The organism is Domibacillus enclensis (genome assembly GCF_900156125.1).
Classification (GTDB): Bacteria; Bacillota; Bacilli; order Bacillales; family Domibacillaceae; genus Domibacillus; species Domibacillus enclensis.
This window is the reverse complement of record NZ_FTLX01000005.1, coordinates 244,006-259,769: the sequence shown is the minus strand read 5'-3', so window position 1 is coordinate 259,769 and position 15,764 is coordinate 244,006. Positions and strand designations below refer to the sequence as shown.

At 47.9% G+C, this 15,764-nt stretch carries 18 protein-coding genes; 10 read left to right on the top strand and 8 right to left on the bottom strand.

Annotated elements, in window-relative coordinates; genetic code table 11:
- Positions 1–34 precede the first annotated feature (34 nt).
- Complete coding sequence (locus tag BW952_RS12415) at positions 35–1,216, bottom strand: pyridoxal phosphate-dependent aminotransferase (protein WP_045850356.1); 1,182 nt, start codon at positions 1,214–1,216, stop codon at positions 35–37.
- Between the two features lie 90 nt (positions 1,217–1,306).
- On the opposite strand from BW952_RS12415, the gene mtnK reads away from it, so the two are divergent.
- The gene (gene mtnK, locus BW952_RS12410) at positions 1,307–2,476 is read left to right on the top strand and encodes an S-methyl-5-thioribose kinase (RefSeq protein WP_094031980.1); all 1,170 of its coding nucleotides are present in this window, start codon (positions 1,307–1,309) and stop codon (positions 2,474–2,476) included.
- Positions 2,473–3,504 carry an S-methyl-5-thioribose-1-phosphate isomerase gene (gene mtnA / locus BW952_RS12405; protein WP_045850355.1) on the top strand — a complete coding sequence of 344 codons (1,032 nt, stop codon included), beginning with the start codon at positions 2,473–2,475 and terminating at the stop codon, positions 3,502–3,504. The genes mtnK and mtnA overlap by 4 nt, the downstream gene beginning before the upstream one ends.
- Before the next feature lie 33 nt (positions 3,505–3,537).
- Here mtnA and BW952_RS12400 read toward each other — a convergent pair whose 3' ends face one another.
- The gene (locus tag BW952_RS12400) at positions 3,538–4,095 is read right to left on the bottom strand and encodes a DUF5366 family protein (protein WP_045850388.1); all 558 of its coding nucleotides are present in this window, start codon (positions 4,093–4,095) and stop codon (positions 3,538–3,540) included.
- A 107-nt stretch (positions 4,096–4,202) separates the two neighbouring features.
- Positions 4,203–4,394, bottom strand: a complete 192-nt coding sequence (locus BW952_RS12395) for a hypothetical protein (protein WP_045850354.1) — start codon at positions 4,392–4,394, stop codon at positions 4,203–4,205.
- Between BW952_RS12395 and BW952_RS12390 the strand changes: the two genes are divergently transcribed.
- The 7 genes from BW952_RS12390 to mnhG are packed head-to-tail and all read left to right on the top strand — an operon-like array spanning position 4,380 to position 10,132.
- The gene (locus BW952_RS12390; RefSeq protein WP_045850353.1) at positions 4,380–6,797 is read left to right on the top strand and encodes a Na+/H+ antiporter subunit A; all 2,418 of its coding nucleotides are present in this window, start codon (positions 4,380–4,382) and stop codon (positions 6,795–6,797) included. The two genes, BW952_RS12395 and BW952_RS12390, sit on opposite strands and share 15 nt — an antisense overlap.
- Complete coding sequence (locus tag BW952_RS12385; protein WP_045850352.1) at positions 6,784–7,206, top strand: Na(+)/H(+) antiporter subunit B; 423 nt, start codon at positions 6,784–6,786, stop codon at positions 7,204–7,206. The genes BW952_RS12390 and BW952_RS12385 overlap by 14 nt, the downstream gene beginning before the upstream one ends.
- Positions 7,206–7,547: a Na(+)/H(+) antiporter subunit C gene (locus tag BW952_RS12380; RefSeq protein ID WP_045850351.1), complete on the top strand. Its 342-nt coding sequence runs from the start codon at positions 7,206–7,208 to the stop codon at positions 7,545–7,547. Before BW952_RS12385 ends, BW952_RS12380 begins: the two co-directional genes overlap by 1 nt.
- Positions 7,540–9,021 carry a Na+/H+ antiporter subunit D gene (locus tag BW952_RS12375; RefSeq protein ID WP_045850350.1) on the top strand — a complete coding sequence of 494 codons (1,482 nt, stop codon included), beginning with the start codon at positions 7,540–7,542 and terminating at the stop codon, positions 9,019–9,021. The genes BW952_RS12380 and BW952_RS12375 overlap by 8 nt, the downstream gene beginning before the upstream one ends.
- 5 nt (positions 9,022–9,026) lie before the next feature.
- Positions 9,027–9,509, top strand: a complete 483-nt coding sequence (locus BW952_RS12370; RefSeq protein ID WP_045850349.1) for a Na+/H+ antiporter subunit E — start codon at positions 9,027–9,029, stop codon at positions 9,507–9,509.
- Positions 9,502–9,786, top strand: a complete 285-nt coding sequence (locus BW952_RS12365; protein WP_045850348.1) for a Na(+)/H(+) antiporter subunit F1 — start codon at positions 9,502–9,504, stop codon at positions 9,784–9,786. Before BW952_RS12370 ends, BW952_RS12365 begins: the two co-directional genes overlap by 8 nt.
- Positions 9,770–10,132: a monovalent cation/H(+) antiporter subunit G gene (gene mnhG / locus BW952_RS12360; RefSeq protein WP_045850347.1), complete on the top strand. Its 363-nt coding sequence runs from the start codon at positions 9,770–9,772 to the stop codon at positions 10,130–10,132. The genes BW952_RS12365 and mnhG overlap by 17 nt, the downstream gene beginning before the upstream one ends.
- 12 nt (positions 10,133–10,144) lie before the next feature.
- Here the strand turns inward: mnhG and BW952_RS12355 are convergent, their stop codons facing one another.
- The 4 genes from BW952_RS12355 to BW952_RS12340 form a co-directional block, all read right to left on the bottom strand.
- The gene (locus BW952_RS12355; RefSeq protein ID WP_045850346.1) at positions 10,145–10,510 is read right to left on the bottom strand and encodes a DUF2188 domain-containing protein; all 366 of its coding nucleotides are present in this window, start codon (positions 10,508–10,510) and stop codon (positions 10,145–10,147) included.
- 50 nt (positions 10,511–10,560) lie between these two features.
- Entirely contained in the window at positions 10,561–10,950 is a 390-nt protein-coding gene (locus BW952_RS12350; RefSeq protein WP_045850345.1) for a hotdog fold thioesterase, read from the bottom strand.
- A gap of 55 nt (positions 10,951–11,005) precedes the next feature.
- Positions 11,006–12,334: a Na+/H+ antiporter family protein gene (locus BW952_RS12345; protein WP_045850344.1), complete on the bottom strand. Its 1,329-nt coding sequence runs from the start codon at positions 12,332–12,334 to the stop codon at positions 11,006–11,008.
- 112 nt (positions 12,335–12,446) lie between these two features.
- Positions 12,447–13,916 carry a leucyl aminopeptidase gene (locus tag BW952_RS12340; protein WP_045850387.1) on the bottom strand — a complete coding sequence of 490 codons (1,470 nt, stop codon included), beginning with the start codon at positions 13,914–13,916 and terminating at the stop codon, positions 12,447–12,449.
- 50 nt (positions 13,917–13,966) lie between these two features.
- On the opposite strand from BW952_RS12340, the gene BW952_RS12335 reads away from it, so the two are divergent.
- On the top strand, positions 13,967–14,722 hold the full coding sequence (locus tag BW952_RS12335; RefSeq protein WP_045850343.1) for a cobalamin-binding protein: 756 nt from the start codon (positions 13,967–13,969) through the stop codon (positions 14,720–14,722).
- A 594-nt stretch (positions 14,723–15,316) separates the two neighbouring features.
- Here BW952_RS12335 and BW952_RS12330 read toward each other — a convergent pair.
- The gene (locus BW952_RS12330) at positions 15,317–15,634 is read right to left on the bottom strand and encodes a YuiB family protein (protein WP_045850341.1); all 318 of its coding nucleotides are present in this window, start codon (positions 15,632–15,634) and stop codon (positions 15,317–15,319) included.
- Between the last annotated feature and the right edge of the window lie 130 nt (positions 15,635–15,764).

Here is a 15,764-nt window from a genome sequence, read left to right as displayed (position 1 = left end):
AATTTGTCAATGAAGCGAGCCGTGCGCGGAGGGCTTATTCGTCTGCAAACAAGTGAAGCGTTCCGATACGCTGGATCGCTTCTTCAAGGCGTTCTTCGTCTGTTAAAAGCCCGACGCGCACATACCCTTCTCCGTAAGCGCCAAACCCGATTCCCGGGGCCGTTACCACATGTACCTTTTCCAACAGAAGATTGGAAAACTCAACCGACGTGTACGGCTTTGGAACCGGCAGCCAGGCGAAAAAAGAGCCAGCTGGAGCCGTTACCTTCCAGCCGATTTTCTGACAGGCGTTTACGAGTGCATTCCGACGGCGCTCATACCGGTCAGACAGCTCTATTACACAGTCCTGCGACTCAGTCAGCGCTGTGGCAGCCGCCTGCTGAATGGCGCTGAATAAACTAACGTATAAGTGGTCCTGGAGAAGGTTGACGGCGGAGATGACACTTTGATTGCCAGCTAAAAACGCCACCCGCCAGCCGGCCATGTTGTATGTTTTAGAAAGAGTGTACAATTCTACACCAATGTCTTTTGCTCCTTCTGACTGCAAAAAGCTCGGCGGCTTTTGGCCGTCAAATCCAATTCCTCCGTAGGCAAAATCGTGTACCACACAAAGATCATGCTTTCGTGCGTGCTGAACCGTCTCGTCGAAAAAAGCACTTGTTGCCTGCGCCCCGGTTGGATTGTTCGGGTAGTTCAGCAGCAGCAGCTTTGCCCGGTCCAGCCGTTCTTGCCCAATCTCCTCATAGTCCGGGAGAAACTGTTTTTCTTCGACAAGCGGCATGTAATCCATTTTTACTTTTGCCATGGCGGCTCCGGACCAGTAATCCGGATACCCAGGGTCCGGGACGAGCATATACTCTCCTTCATTCATCAAGCACATTGGAAGTTCAACGAGCCCTGCCTTGCCGCCGAATAAAATCGCAATTTCGGTTTGCGGATCTAAGTCGACGTCATATTCCCGCTTGTAAAAAGCGGCGGCGGCTTCCTTTAAAAATCCCTGCCCTTGAAAAGGCGGATATTTATGAAAATCAGGACGATCCGCCGCTTCTTTTAAAGATGCGACAATATGCTCCGGTGTTGGCTGGTCAGGATTCCCCTGTCCCAGATTGATCACATCGTGCCCCATTGCGGCGTATTCGGTTACTTTTCTGGATAATGCCGCAAAAAATTGATCCGGCAATGCATTCAGCAGGGCGGATTGTTCAAACTGCTTCAATTTATTCACCTTCTTACAAATTTTCTTGCAATTTCAGTCATAAATATATATATTTATGAGCAAATTGTAAATCTTTTTGGAGGTATGTTCATGTCTTCTTATCAATCACTGACGATCGATTCTGCCGCAGCCCTCGTGAAAAAGCTCGGCTTGTTTGACGAATCAGAATCGCTCACGTCAAACGAAATTGGCGATGGCAATTTAAATTACGTGTTTCATATAAAAGGGACGGATAATAGCGTGATCGTCAAACAGGCGCTTCCGTATGCAAAGGTTGTCGGTGAAAGCTGGCCGCTCACGCTCGAACGTGCTGATATTGAAAACCGCGCGCTGCGGATTCAAGGAACGTTTTCACCTCATTATACACCTAAAGTCTACTATTCTGATAAAGATTTGGCCATTACCATTATGGAAGATTTATCGCATTTGGAGATCGCCCGGACTGGCTTGATCAATGGACAAGACTATCCGCATATCGCCAGACATACAGGCGAATTTATCGCACGCACACTTTACGGTACGTCGGATTTTGCTCTTGGCCCACAGGAGAAAAAGAAGCTGCAGCATACCTTCTCTAACCCGGAGCTGTGTGATATTACAGAAGGGCTTGTTTTTACAGATCCCTTTTTCGACGCAGAAACGAATGATTTTGAAGAAGCACTCCGCCCCGAAGTCGAATCTCTATGGGGCGACAATGAGCTGAAGCTCCATGCGGCGCAGCTAAAGCGTTTGTTTTTAACGTCCGGTGATGCGCTGCTGCATGGCGATCTTCATACAGGAAGTATTTTCGCGAGTGAGACAGAAACGAAAATTATCGATCCTGAATTTGCGTTTTACGGTCCATTCGGCTTTGACATCGCTCATTTCACCGCTAACTTGTTGATGAATGCCTTATCTCGTGCAGAAAACCGCCGCGAACCTCTTTATGAACACGTGACAACCGTTTGGAACGTATTCACGCAGGAATTCACACGACTTTGGCAGGAAAACAATACAGAAGCATTTGCCGATACGGACGGCTATCTCGAATGGCTTTTGGATGATGTGTTCAAACAGGCAACCGGATTTATGGGCCTTGAAATGATTCGCCGGACAATCGGCCTTGCTCACGTAAAGGACTTGGATGGAATCGAAGACGACACAGCACGTCTTCAGGCAAAACGGCGGTCATTATCCATTGGTGCTCATTTCGTGAAAGAGCGGGCGAGCTATTCATCAGCAGAACAGCTTGTTGCTGCTTTTAAGGAGGCGGTAAAATGAACATTCCACAATCCGTTATTTGGGAAAAGGGCGCCATCCAGCTTCTTGATCAGCGAAAGCTGCCGCATGTGACAGAGTATGTGACGCTTGATACCGTTCCCGCAGTGTTCGATGCGATTCAGTCCTTAGCCGTTCGCGGCGCACCGGCCATTGGGATTGCGGCTGCCTTTGGCGTGGCGTTATCCGCCATGTCCCATCCGACCGGCGACATTGACGAGCTGAAAGAACAGGTGCTGATCGACAGCGGTTATTTATCGCAGTCCCGTCCGACGGCCGTGAATTTATTTTGGGCGCTGAACCGGATGAATGATGCGGTCACTCGTGCTGTGACAGCAGATGAATTACGGGAAAGCGTAGTGGCTGAGGCACTCGCCATCCAAAAAGAAGACGAAGATGTGTGCCGCTCGATTGGCGAGCATGCGCTTCCATTGTTTAAAGATGGCGACCGGGTGATGACGATTTGCAACGCCGGCTCGATCGCAACGGCTAAATACGGCACAGCTCTGGCGCCGTTCTTTCTATCAAAAGAACGCGGGCTTCAGCTTTCTGTTTTCGCATGTGAAACGCGGCCCGTTTTCCAGGGCGCACGATTGACTACGTGGGAGCTGATGCAAGCCGGTGTTGATGTAACGTTAATTACCGACAGCATGGCGGCTCATACGATGAAAACAAAGAACATTACGGCTGTCATTACCGGTGCAGACCGTGTAGCTGCTAATGGTGATTCCGCCAATAAAATCGGCACATTCGGTCTCGCCGTGTTGGCGAAGTCTTTCGGCATCCCGTTTTATATTGCGGCTCCATTATCAACATTTGATCTTGATACGCCAAATGGTGATGCTATTCCGATTGAAGAGCGCAATCCAGCCGAGATCACCGAAGTGAACGGTATGCGCATCGCACCTGAAGGCATCGCGGTTTTCAACCCGGCATTTGATGTCGCCCCCGCCGACCTGATTACCGGCATCATTACCGAAAAAGGAATCGTAAAGCCGAACGAGCAGGCGATTGCCAAATTGTTTGCATAAAAAAAGGACTTCGCTTAAGCGAGGTCCTTTTTCTTAAAGTGGGATGGAAGCAAGCAGTCCGTTGTAGAGCTTCATAAAAATAAGAGCAAGAAGCAAGCCGAAGAAAATCCAGAAAACAGCTTCAAACACGATAATCCCGATCATTTGCGGCGTTGTAATGTGCGGGCTCAGCTTATAAACAAAATACACGACATACGCTACAGCCGTCACAAGAAAAATAATGCCGGTTCCGACAGCGGATGAAAAGCTGACCAGTGAAATCAGTCCGCCGACAAAGAAAATCACCGCACCAAATCGTGTTTTTTTCAAAAGCTCTCCGTCTGCATCTTTCGAAAAGAAAAGCAGCGCAAGCTCATTTGCCGTGTTCGCCAGCAGCTTAAGCGTCGCGAAAATCATTGTAAACACGACCATTAATCCGCCAATGACCACAAGATTAACTTCCGTTTTTGTAAAAATATCGAGCATCGTATTGTACAAATTTGCTTTTTTCAGCAAATCGACAATAAACGTCTGTCCAAACATCGATAAAGACAAGCTGAACAGTAAAATGGATAAGAGCGGCATATAGCCGGTTAAATATGAGTTTTTCATCAACATGAATCTCTCCTGTCACAATCAGTCACTGTTCATTATGCAAGACGTTGATTGTTATGACAAGTGATTTCCGTTCTTTTTTTGGAAAAACTGCACAAAATCTGTCAAAATCCGCATATCTCTGCATCGTTTTTATAAAAAATTTTCACGCCTTTACGCCGCGTTTCTACATATTTATTATCAATGATTGAGTTTTCAGGATCGTCTGATTTTATGAAATGCACAATCATTTTTTTTGCGCTATAATTTGAATCAGCACGAAAACATAAGGAGGGATTCATTTGTCTTTGCTTCATTGGGCCATTCTCGCTCCTTTTATAATGGCCGTATTCGTTCCTTTTTTGCGAAAAAAAGCAGCGTCTATACATACAGGCTGGTTTGTTCTCATTTTACCGGTCGTTTTATTTAGTACGTTTCTTCAATATTTCCCTGTCACGATGAATAATGGGTCGGTGTCTGAAACGGCAGCCTGGATTCCATCGCTTGGTATTGATTTTACGGCGTATGTAGATGGACTCAGCCTGCTTTTTGTTCTGCTCATTACAGGAATCGGGGCACTCGTTGTGCTCTACTCGATCTTTTACTTATCCAAAACGAAAGAAAGCCTGCATCATTTTTACGTGTATTTGCTCATGTTTATGGGGGCCATGCTTGGCGTCGTTTTATCGGATAATGTCATTACACTTTATATGTTCTGGGAATTCACATCGATTTCCTCGTTCCTGCTGATTGCTTACTGGTACGATCGTGACCGGTCCCGCTACGGTGCATTAAAATCAATGCTGATCACTGTGTTCGGCGGGCTGATGATGCTTGGCGGCTTCCTTGTTTTATCCATTATGGGAAACACGTTCAGTATTCGCGAGCTTGCCGCACAGGCACCGGAGCTCAATGATCATCCGCTTTTTTTACTGGCTATGATCCTTGTTCTTCTAGGAGCGTTCACAAAGTCCGCTCAGTTTCCGTTTTACATCTGGCTGCCTGATGCGATGGAAGCGCCGACACCCGTCAGTGCCTACCTGCATTCCGCCACAATGGTCAAAGCCGGTATTTATCTAGTTGCCCGTTTCAGTCCTATCTTTGCCTTTTCCGGCTACTGGTTCTGGATTGTCGGTGCAGTCGGTTTGTTTACAATGGCATGGGCATCCTTTAATGCGGTAAAGCAAACAGATCTAAAAGGGATTCTTGCGTTTTCAACCGTCAGTCAGCTTGGCTTAATTATGTCCCTTCTTGGCATCGGCGCCGCTTCACTTCATTTTGATGCTCTCGATGACAACATTTACACCGCTGCTGTCATTGCAGCCGTTTTTCACTTGATCAACCATGCGACGTTTAAGGGAAGCTTGTTTATGGTTGTCGGCATCATCGACCACGAAACAGGCACCCGGGACATTCGCAAGCTGGGCGGACTTATGAGCCTGATGCCGATTACCTTCACGCTGTCTGTAATCGGGGCTTTTTCAATGGCCGGGCTTCCGCCATTTAACGGCTTTTTGAGCAAGGAAATGTTTCTTTTATCCATGATCCAGCTAATGGAGCTTAATTTGTTTAATGTGGAGTCGTGGGCACTGCTTTTCCCTGTTTTGGCCTGGGTCGGCAGTGTGTTTACCTTCATATACAGCATGATGATTGTCTTCAAGGTGTTCACCGGCAAATTCCAGCCGGAAAAGCTGGACAAGAAGCCGCATGAAGCACCCCTCGGCATGCTAATATCACCGATTGTGTTAGCGCTGCTTGTTGTCGTTTTTGGCTTGTTTCCAAACCTGCTTTCTTACAGCTTGATCCAGCCGGCAGCTGCGGCGATTGTACCGTCGATTATTCCGCCTGGCGAGCAGCTGTATGTGAATATTTATTTCTGGCACGGCATTACACCGGAGCTGCTGATGACAATCGGTGTCATCATCGTCGGCCTTCTGCTTTATAAATGGCTGCCAAAATGGATGGGTGTTTATGATTATTTCCCTGGCAAAGTCACATTGAACCACTTTTATAACGCTTCATTATATGCAGCGGAACGGGGATCAAATTCGATTACAAATGCTTATATGACGGGCTTTATTCGCAGCTATCTCGTTTATATCTTTGCTTTTTTCATTGCCGCGCTCGGGTTTACGATGTGGGCAAAAGAAGCATTCACATTTGATGCGTCTGCAGCAGCACCGATCAACTTTTATGAAGTAGCGTTAGTCCTTGTGTTAATTGCGGCGACACTGACCATTTTATTCGCTAAATCACGGTTGACGTCGATTATTTCGCTTGGTGCTGTCGGTTATACGGTGTCCCTGTTTTTCGTCATTTTCCGAGCACCGGATTTAGCACTGACCCAGCTCGTGATTGAGACGGTATCTACCGCACTGTTCCTGCTTTGCTTCTACCATTTGCCGAAGCTGTCCCGCCACGAGGAACGGCGCCGATTCCAGGTAGGAAACGCGATTATTGCCGCTGGGGTCGGGATGATTGTGACACTAATCGGCATTTCTGCGCACAGCTCGAAGTTTTTCGATTCGATTAATGCGTATTACATTGAAAACACGTATACAAAAGCCGGCGGCGAAAACATGGTAAATGTCATTCTTGTCGATTTCCGCGGCTTTGATACACTATTTGAAATTGCCGTTCTGTCCGTTGCAGCACTCGGCATTTACGGCTTGATTAAGCTTCGTTTAGAGAAAGGCGGCGAAACGAATGAAAACGAATGATGTCATTTTTCAAACCGTCGCTAAAATTGTGTTTTTTATGATCATTTTCTTTGCCATTCACCTGTTTTTTGCCGGGCATTATTACCCGGGCGGCGGTTTTGTCGGCGGTCTTTTGACATCCGGCGCCATTGTTCTTTTGCTGCTGGCGTTTGATATGAAAACGGTCCGTCGCGGCTTCCCTGTTGATTTTAAATGGCTGACTGCTCTTGGTCTCCTTTTTTCAGTTGGGACCGCTGCAGGATCATTGATCTTTAATGTGCCGTTTTTCACTCACGCATACGATTATTTCCAGCTGCCGCTGTTTGGCAAAACATCGCTCCACACCGCGATGCTGTTTGATTTAGGTGTGTATCTTGTTGTCATTGGTGTAACCATGACCATTATTCAAACGATTGGAGAGAGTGAATAATGGAAATTTTAATGTGTATTGTCGCAGGCTTGCTTTTTGCAGCTGCGGTGTATTTAATGCTTTCGAAAAGCCTGCTTCGAATTATTATCGGAACAGGACTGCTCAGCCACGGCACGCACCTCATGCTTCTAACGATGGGCGGGCTGAAAACCGGGGCGGTGCCGGTGCTTGGTGAAAATGCCGCTTCTTATACCGATCCGATCCCGCAGGCGCTTATTTTAACAGCGATTGTGATCAGCTTCGGTGTAACAGCTGTGTTTCTCGTTATCGCGTACCGGGCTTACCAGGAACTGGGCACCGACAATATGGATCAGATGAGAGGGATGGAAACGGATGATTAATGCACCGATTTTGCCAATTCTCATTCCGCTTGTAGCTGCTGTTGTGCTCATGTTTTTATCAAAAAGTGTGAAAGCCCAGAGAATCGTGTCTGTTGCTGCTTCTGCCGCCACTGTGATTGCTGCGTTATTTGTTTTGAAAAAAGTTCGGGAAAATGGCATTCAAACGGTCGATATGGGCAGCTGGCCGGCTCCGTTCGGTATTACACTCGTATCGGATATGCTGAGCATCCTGCTTGTTCTGACCGCTTCTATTATTACACTTTGCGTGGTTGTGTACTCCTTCCGCTCGATTGGAAGCGGGCGTGAAGCCTTTTATTATTATCCGATCGTGCAGTTTTTGCTGGTCGGTGTAAATGGATCGTTTACAACGGGCGATATTTTTAACCTGTTTGTTTTCTTCGAGATCATGCTTATGTCGTCGTATGTGCTGATAGTCATCGGCGGCACAAAGGTTCAATTGCGTGAATCCATCAAATATGTGCTGGTAAATGTAATCTCCTCCGCGCTATTTGTTATCGCCGTCGGGTATCTTTATTCGATGACCGGGTCTTTGAACATGGCGCATATTTCATCCCGCCTTGCCGAAATTGGCGCCGATCCGCTCGTCACTGTTTTAGCGATTTTGTTTTTGATCGTTTTCGGCTTAAAAGGTGGCATTTTCCCGCTGTATTTCTGGCTGCCCGGATCGTATTCTGCGCCTCCCGCTCCTATATTGGCGCTGTTCGGAGCGCTTCTGACAAAGGTCGGAATATACGCCATTATGCGAACGTACACGCTGTTCTTTTATCACGACCAGGCATTTACACATGACATTCTCGCCCTGCTGGCAATGTTAACAATGATTGCCGGTTCCATCGGGGCACTGGCTTACAAGGATGTTAAGCAAATTTTAATTTATAACATTATCATTGCTGTTGGGGTGCTGCTGTTCGGCATTGCCGTTATGACAGAAGAATCGATGGCGGGAACGGTGTTTTATCTCGTTCATGACATGATCATTAAAGCGGGCTTGTTCCTGCTTGGCGGCATCATGATTTACGCTGCAGGCACGTCGAATATGACCAAAATGGGCGGCTTGATTCGTCTTTATCCCGTTCTTGGCTGGACATTCCTTGTCGCGTCCTTTGCCCTTGCCGGCATTCCGCCTTTATCTGGCTTTACAGGCAAGCTGCTGATTGTCCGGGCGGGTTTTGAATCCGGTGAATACGTCGGAGCCATTGTCGTTCTTCTTTCGAGCCTGGCTGTTTTGTATTCTGTTGTGAACCTGTTTATGGCCGTTTTCTGGAAAACGCCTGAAGGTGAGCTGCCGAAGAAAAAAACACAAATGGCTTCCCTGTTTATTCCGTCAGCAGCGCTTGTCGTTCTTTCTGTTTTATACGGTGTAGGGACAGAAGCTGTATATCCTTATGTGATGCAGGCCGTTGACGCGCTCATCCATCCGGAAATCTATATAGACGCCGTATTGAAGGAGTAGATCATATGGCCTTTCAAATTTTATTAAATGTATTTCTCGCGTTTCTCTGGATGTTTCTGCAAGTTTCTTTTTCCGCTCAAACGTTTATTATCGGGTATTTACTTGGGCTTCTTGTGATGCTCGGGATGCGGCGCTTTTTCAAAGGGCGCTTTTATCTGCATCGCGTATGGGCTGTCACCTACTTGTTTCTCCTGTTTTTAAAGGAACTGATTAAAGCGAACATCGATGTATTAAAGCTTGTTCTCCGTCCCAAGCTGAATATCCGTCCGGGCATTTTTGCTTTTCAAACAGAGCTTGAGACAGATTGGGAAGTAACCCTGCTGTCAAACTTGATTACCTTAACACCGGGCACGCTCGTTGTTGACGTTTCGGATGACAATAAAACCCTTTATATTCATGCGATTGACATAGGGGACGTGGCAGAAGCAGTAGAAGACATTAAAAATTCGTTTGAAAAAGCGATTATGGAGGTGAGCCGTCATGATTGAGCCAATTCTCCACGTTACGCTGGCTGTACTGGCTATTGCCATGATCGGTCTCATATACCGCTTAGTGAAAGGGCCGACCGTACCGGATCGTGTCATTGCGCTGGATGCAATGGGCATCAATCTCGTGTCGATTACGGCCGTTCTTTCCATGATTCTAGATACGAGCAATTATTTGGATGTCATTTTGCTGATCGGGATTCTAGCCTTTATCGGGACCGTTGCATTTGCGAAGTTTTTAGAGAAGGGCGAGGTGATTGAATATGACCGTGACCAGTGAGGTGTTCATTGCTGTTTTATTGCTTATAGGAGCGTTTTTAAGCCTGGTGGCAGCATTCGGCCTTATCCGCCTCCCGGACGTGTACACACGAAACCATGCGGCCTCTAAAAGCGCAACACTTGGCGTTATGTGTATTTTGCTGGCAACCTTCTTTTATTTCCTGGCGGCAGACGGCTTTTTCAGCTCCCGTCTCCTGCTCGGAATCGCCTTTTTCTTCATTACCGCTCCGGTGGCCGGCCACTTAATCAGCCGCGCTGCCTACAATTCAGGTGTGAAGATGTGGGACCAAAGTGTTCGTGACGATTTAAAAGATAAAGCAAAAAAAGAAGCAGCCTCTAAGCGATGAGGCTGCTTTTTTTCATTCATATAGTGTTTGGTCTTTCTTGCCGTTTTCTTGATAAACGGTCAGGATGCCTTCGTGTTCATTCACGTATTTTTTCGCTTCGATTAGGAGATCCTGTTTTGTTTCTTCAGAACGGATCGCTCGCTCTCCATTTTCTTTTTTCAGCACCCAGCGGTCGTTCTCGTGCTTTACTTCATAGTGCGGGCGCCCGTCGTCTTTCCTTCCTTCTGCGCTTCTTGCCCGGTCGATGCCGATGGCGATGGAGCGTCCTTCATCATAGCCGTCCTCCAGCAAAGCATTGGCGATTTCAATGGCTTTATGACGGATAGGCTCCGGCAGGTTTTTCATCGAAGCAGGGTAGTCATTTTTGCTCCAGGGCATGCAATCACTCCTTTGCCAAAAAGGTTCCCGCCCCTCCTGCTCCTCAAACCTTATTTTTTCTTCACAACGGCGACGGTGCAGCGTGATAAACAGATCAGATCCCCTTCCTCATCCGTTACGTCAATCGTCCAGACCATCGTCGATTTTCCATAATGCACTACTTTAGCTGTTGCTGTCACCATTCCGTCCCGTTTTGATTTCATATGGTTGGCGTTGATTTCAATGCCGAAGCACAGCTCCGTTTCCATATTGATCAGCGCAGCCGCTCCCACACTTGCTGCAGTTTCGGCCAGTGCCACGGATGCACCGCCATGCAAGTAGCCAAATGGCTGGCGTGTTCGTTCGTCAACCGGCATCGTCATGACAACAAAACCCTTTTCAATGCGGACCGTCTCAATCCCCAACGCAGCGATCAGTGTATGTTCTGTTGAAATATTCATTCAAATCTCTCCTTTTACAAAAAAAGCGCCCCGATAAACGGAGCGCTTTTTTTCATTATAATATCATAGCGGCGATCCAGCCGAAAAGAATAACAGGGATGTTGTAATGAAGAAACGTCGGAACCACTGTATCCCAAATATGATCATGCTGTCCATCCGCATTTAATCCGGATGTAGGACCAAGCGTACTGTCTGATGCCGGAGAACCGGCGTCGCCAAGGGCTCCTGCTGTTCCAACAAGCGCAATCGCAGCCATCGGACTAAAGCCCAGTTCAAGTGCCAGTGGCACAAAAATTGTGGCAATAATCGGGATTGTGGAAAAGGACGAGCCAATTCCCATCGTTACCAGCAAGCCGACCACCAGCATAAGCAGCGCGCCCAGCGCCTTGTTGCCGCCAATCGCTGCTGCTGAATTTTGCACAAGGGTTTCAACGTCACCGGTTGCGCCCATTACATTGGCAAAACCGGAGGCGGCAATCATAACAAAGCCGATAAACGCCATCATCCGCATGCCGTTCGTTAAAAGATGATCTGCTTCATTCCAGCGAATGGCCCGGAACACATACAGCACGACAATACCGGCCAGCGCACCGAAAACCATTGAATCTGTCGCTAGCTGTGCCCAGAGCGCAGCAACAATAGCTACACCTGACACAATCAAGCCAAATGACGTATAGCCGGCTTGATGAGCTTCTGTCTCAACCGGAATAGGCAGCCCGCTTTCGCTGTATTCACGCGGCTTTCGGTAAGAGAAAAAGACGGCAATCAGCAAGCCGACAAGCATGCCGGCTGCCGGCAGAAGCATCGCTTTCGGTATCTCGTCGATTGCTACCTCAAGGCCGCTGTCTTTCATGTTTGTAGCAATAATCTCGTGAAAGATTTGACCAAAGCCAACTGGAAGCAGCATATACGGCGTGACAAGACCGAATGTCAATACCGTTGCTGTCAAACGCCGGTCAATCCGCAGCTCGTTCATGATTTTCAAAAGCGGCGGAATAAGAAGCGGAATAAAAGCAATATGCACCGGGATCACATTTTGTGAAGAACAAGCCATGATCAGAATGACAAACAAAATCAGTGCTTTCGGTAATTTTTCTGACCGTGCTTCTTCTTTTTTTCCAATAAAACGTAGAACAAACGCCACGAGCGCTTCCGGAAGACCGGTGCTCGAGACCGCTACGGCAAATCCTCCAAGCATCGCATAGCTCAAAGCGACATTTGCTCCGCCGCCGACTCCTTCTGAAAAAGCGGCGATCGTACCATCCATGCCAAGACCGCCAATCAACCCGCCCACTAATGCGCCTGTGATAAGGGAAAAGACGACATTGACGCGGAGAAGGCTGAGAACGAGCATGACAATGACCGCAAAAACAACTGCATTCATTTTTATATACCTCCAACACTTTAATCTGCTAAATTACTAAAGGATCGTATAAAAGATAGCAAATTGTCCGCGGCATTGTCAATATGCTTTCCTATTATATGAAATAGGCGGATTATTCAGATTGGTCTGACAGCGCTAAAATGGCTAACGTGCGTGTCATGACACCCGGCGTCAGCTCCGCACTGCCGGCAATGTCAAGGTGCACCCACGGCGTATTTTCTGCAAATTCGCCAATAAAGCCCCCGCCCATAATCGCATGTCCGTCACGGCCGGGAGAATTATTTAAATCGGCCACATCACTATTTCGAATGCGCTTTTTATCGTAGTCCGTAAGCGGCAGCTGCCAGATCATTTCTCCTGCTTCATGAGACGCCTGCAGAACTTCTTCAAAGAACGGCTCATTGTTCGTCATGGCACCCGTTTTATCTTTGCCGAGCGCGATCACAACTCCGCCCGTCAACGTTGCCACATCGATTAATTTGCCGGCACGCTGCTGCTTCGCATACGTAATCGCATCTGCCAGGACAAGCCGGCCTTCCGCATCGGTGTTTTTCACCTCGATCGTTTTCCCTGACAGAGAAGTAATCACATCATCAGGCTTAAAGGCATTGGCGCTGATCACATTATCCGTTGCCGGGATCACCGCCATAACCGGACGATCCGGCCGAAGCTTGCCGATAATCTCCATTGCACCCAGTACGGCTGCTGCGCCGCCCATGTCCGTTTTCATGCCGACGATGCCATCCTTTGGCTTGATGGAGTAGCCTCCTGTATCAAACGTGACACCTTTCCCAACGAACGTCAGCACATCCTCCCACGCATCAGTCGGATTATATTTCAATGTAATCATTTTCGGTGGCTCTGTGGAACCCTGTGCCACCGCTAAAAAAGCACCCATGCCGATTTTCTCCATATCTTCCCGTTCCAGCACTTCAACATCAAAGCCGTATTGCTCCGCAAGCGTCTCGGCATGGTGCGCAAGGTCGCCGGCTGTCATCATATTCGGTGGTGTCGCCGTTAACCGAATTGCGGTGTTCGTTCCTTCAGCCATTGCCCGGCCAACCTCGCAGGCGGCTTTTATTTCAGCAGCATCTGCTTCGGTATACACATCAATGGCGGTTACGTGCGTTTCAGGTTCATTCCCCGGCGTCCGGTAGCCATTGTAGCGGAAGCGCGCCATAAACAAAGCTTCCATTACAGCTTCTGCCGCCTCAACAGCGGTGACATTTTCGGTCACAAACGAATCCAGTGCAATAGCCAGCGACTGGAGACCGTATGATTTCGACTGCTTGGCCGCTTTCGTCACAGCTTTATGAATGACATGAAAATCGGCTTCCTTTTCTTTTCCGAGCCCTGCTGTCACCAGCCGTTTTGTTGGAATATGACCGAACGAGGGAATAACAGATGTGTGTTCTTTTTTCGCTGACACGTCTCCATTTTTCACAAGCTCCGTCAATCCGCCTGAAAACGCTCCATCAAGGGGCTGCAGCACCCCGTCAAATTTCAGAGGCTTATCAAAAAGCCCGATTAAAAGCGCATCCATTTTCGTTTGAGTTATTTGTTCATTTTTGATTGTAAACAATTCCATCACCTCACATGCTATTATAGTGGAAAATGAATAGGAGTGGTGCTATGAGGATTGTGTCCATTTGTCCAAGCAATACAGAAGTGTGTGAATATCTTGGCCTTGCCAGCCAAATTGTAGGAGTAGATGATTATTCGGATTTACACCGGGTTCGGCTTGGGCCTGATTTGTCGATTGATATGGAGAAGCTCGCCAAACTAGAGCCAGACATCGTACTGGCCTCACTCAGTGTCCCTGGCATGGAGAAAAACGTGGAGGAGCTTGTTAAACGCGGCATTCCCCATATTGTCACGAATCCACATTCACTTGATGATATCGGGGTTTCTATTGGACAGATCGCGGACGCCTGCGGAATAGATGGTGCCTTTGCTCAGGAAAGGTGGGTACAGTCAATCGAATTCTACCGTTCACGTGAATGGGAAAACCGAACGCGCCTTTACTGGGAATGGTGGCCGAAGCCTTTGTTTACACCAGGCGGCGCCAATTGGCTGACGGAAATAAGCGAGATGTGCGGAGGAATCAATGTCTTTCACGATCAGCCGGAGCCAAGCATTCAAACAGACTGGGAAACCGTGCTGGCGAAAAAGCCTGATGTTATTTTACTGTCATGGGTCGGAGTGATGACCGATAAAGTGAATGTGAATGTCGTGAAGAAAAGAAACGGCTACAATGGAACACCTATTTTTGTGATGGAGGAAAAAGATTTTTGCCGCCCTTCCCCTAATCTCTTAAAGGGCCTTGAAAAGCTGGACCACCTTCTCCTTACAAAAGAGTTTGGACATAACAGTGAGGGCAGTCAGTGAAGCCAAACAATCCAGTAACTGAAAGCCTTGATTGTTCTTTTTCGCTGGAAAAGCACACTCAGGGGCTCCGGGCTGCAGGCTCCGCTTTCCTACTGGGCGAACGCTGAACCAGCCCAAAACCCGTGGCTGTTTCAGCCTGTCCGCTCGTCCAGTGGGAGTCTTCGCCGGCCTCCCTGCGCCCGTGGTGGTTCTAATTGTTTGAAAACGGCTCTTTTCAATGACTAACGAGCAACTGTATGAGCAAAAGCATCTCTTTTTCGTATGAATGGCAGTATGGCTTGTTCTTTCCTGTTTCTCCTGCTCTTGTTGTGGTTTTACCAACTGCTTGCCCTCCCCACTAAGGGCGGATGGCGCAGGACGAAGACTCCTTGGGGATTGAGCGGGTCAGGTGAGATCCACTTTTGACGCGGCAGCGGCAAAAGTTAGCTCACCGCCCGCCCCCAGGAACGCGTAGTCCTGCAGAAGCCGCCCAAACTGTGTTTGCGCAAGCGCGGTCGCCAAAGGGCTCAGCATCTTCAAGATCAAAAAAGAAAGCCGAACGAATACCCTCGTCCGGCTTTCTCTTCTATTCAAAACCTTCTGTCCAAAACTTTCTTAAAACATTTGGTAGCCTTTTGCCCGCAAAAGGCGCATGACAAACCCGCTGCCTACTGCTCCAAGCAGTCCGCACAGCAGAATCGTAATGTCTACAGGCTGTAATCCCGCCATTCGCTCGCCGAGAACGTGAAAGGATTCCCCTGCGTTAAACACATAATCAAACGTGCTGATCCCATCGACAATCGCAATCGTGACAAGCGGATAAATAAACGCCATCACCCACGTCATGCGAAGCAGCATGTTTAAAATAAACCCGATGCCGAAAAACAGCACAAAAAAGAGCAGCGCCGACACGAGAACCGTTGCAATATGCATGAAGCCATTCCCCCTAGATGTATAATACAAGTGTACTGAACACGCTTTAAAAGGTCAATGAGCGAAAATGTGACAAAAATAAACACCGGATACGAGGGGGATTCGTACCCGGTGCTTTGTAAAAGTATTT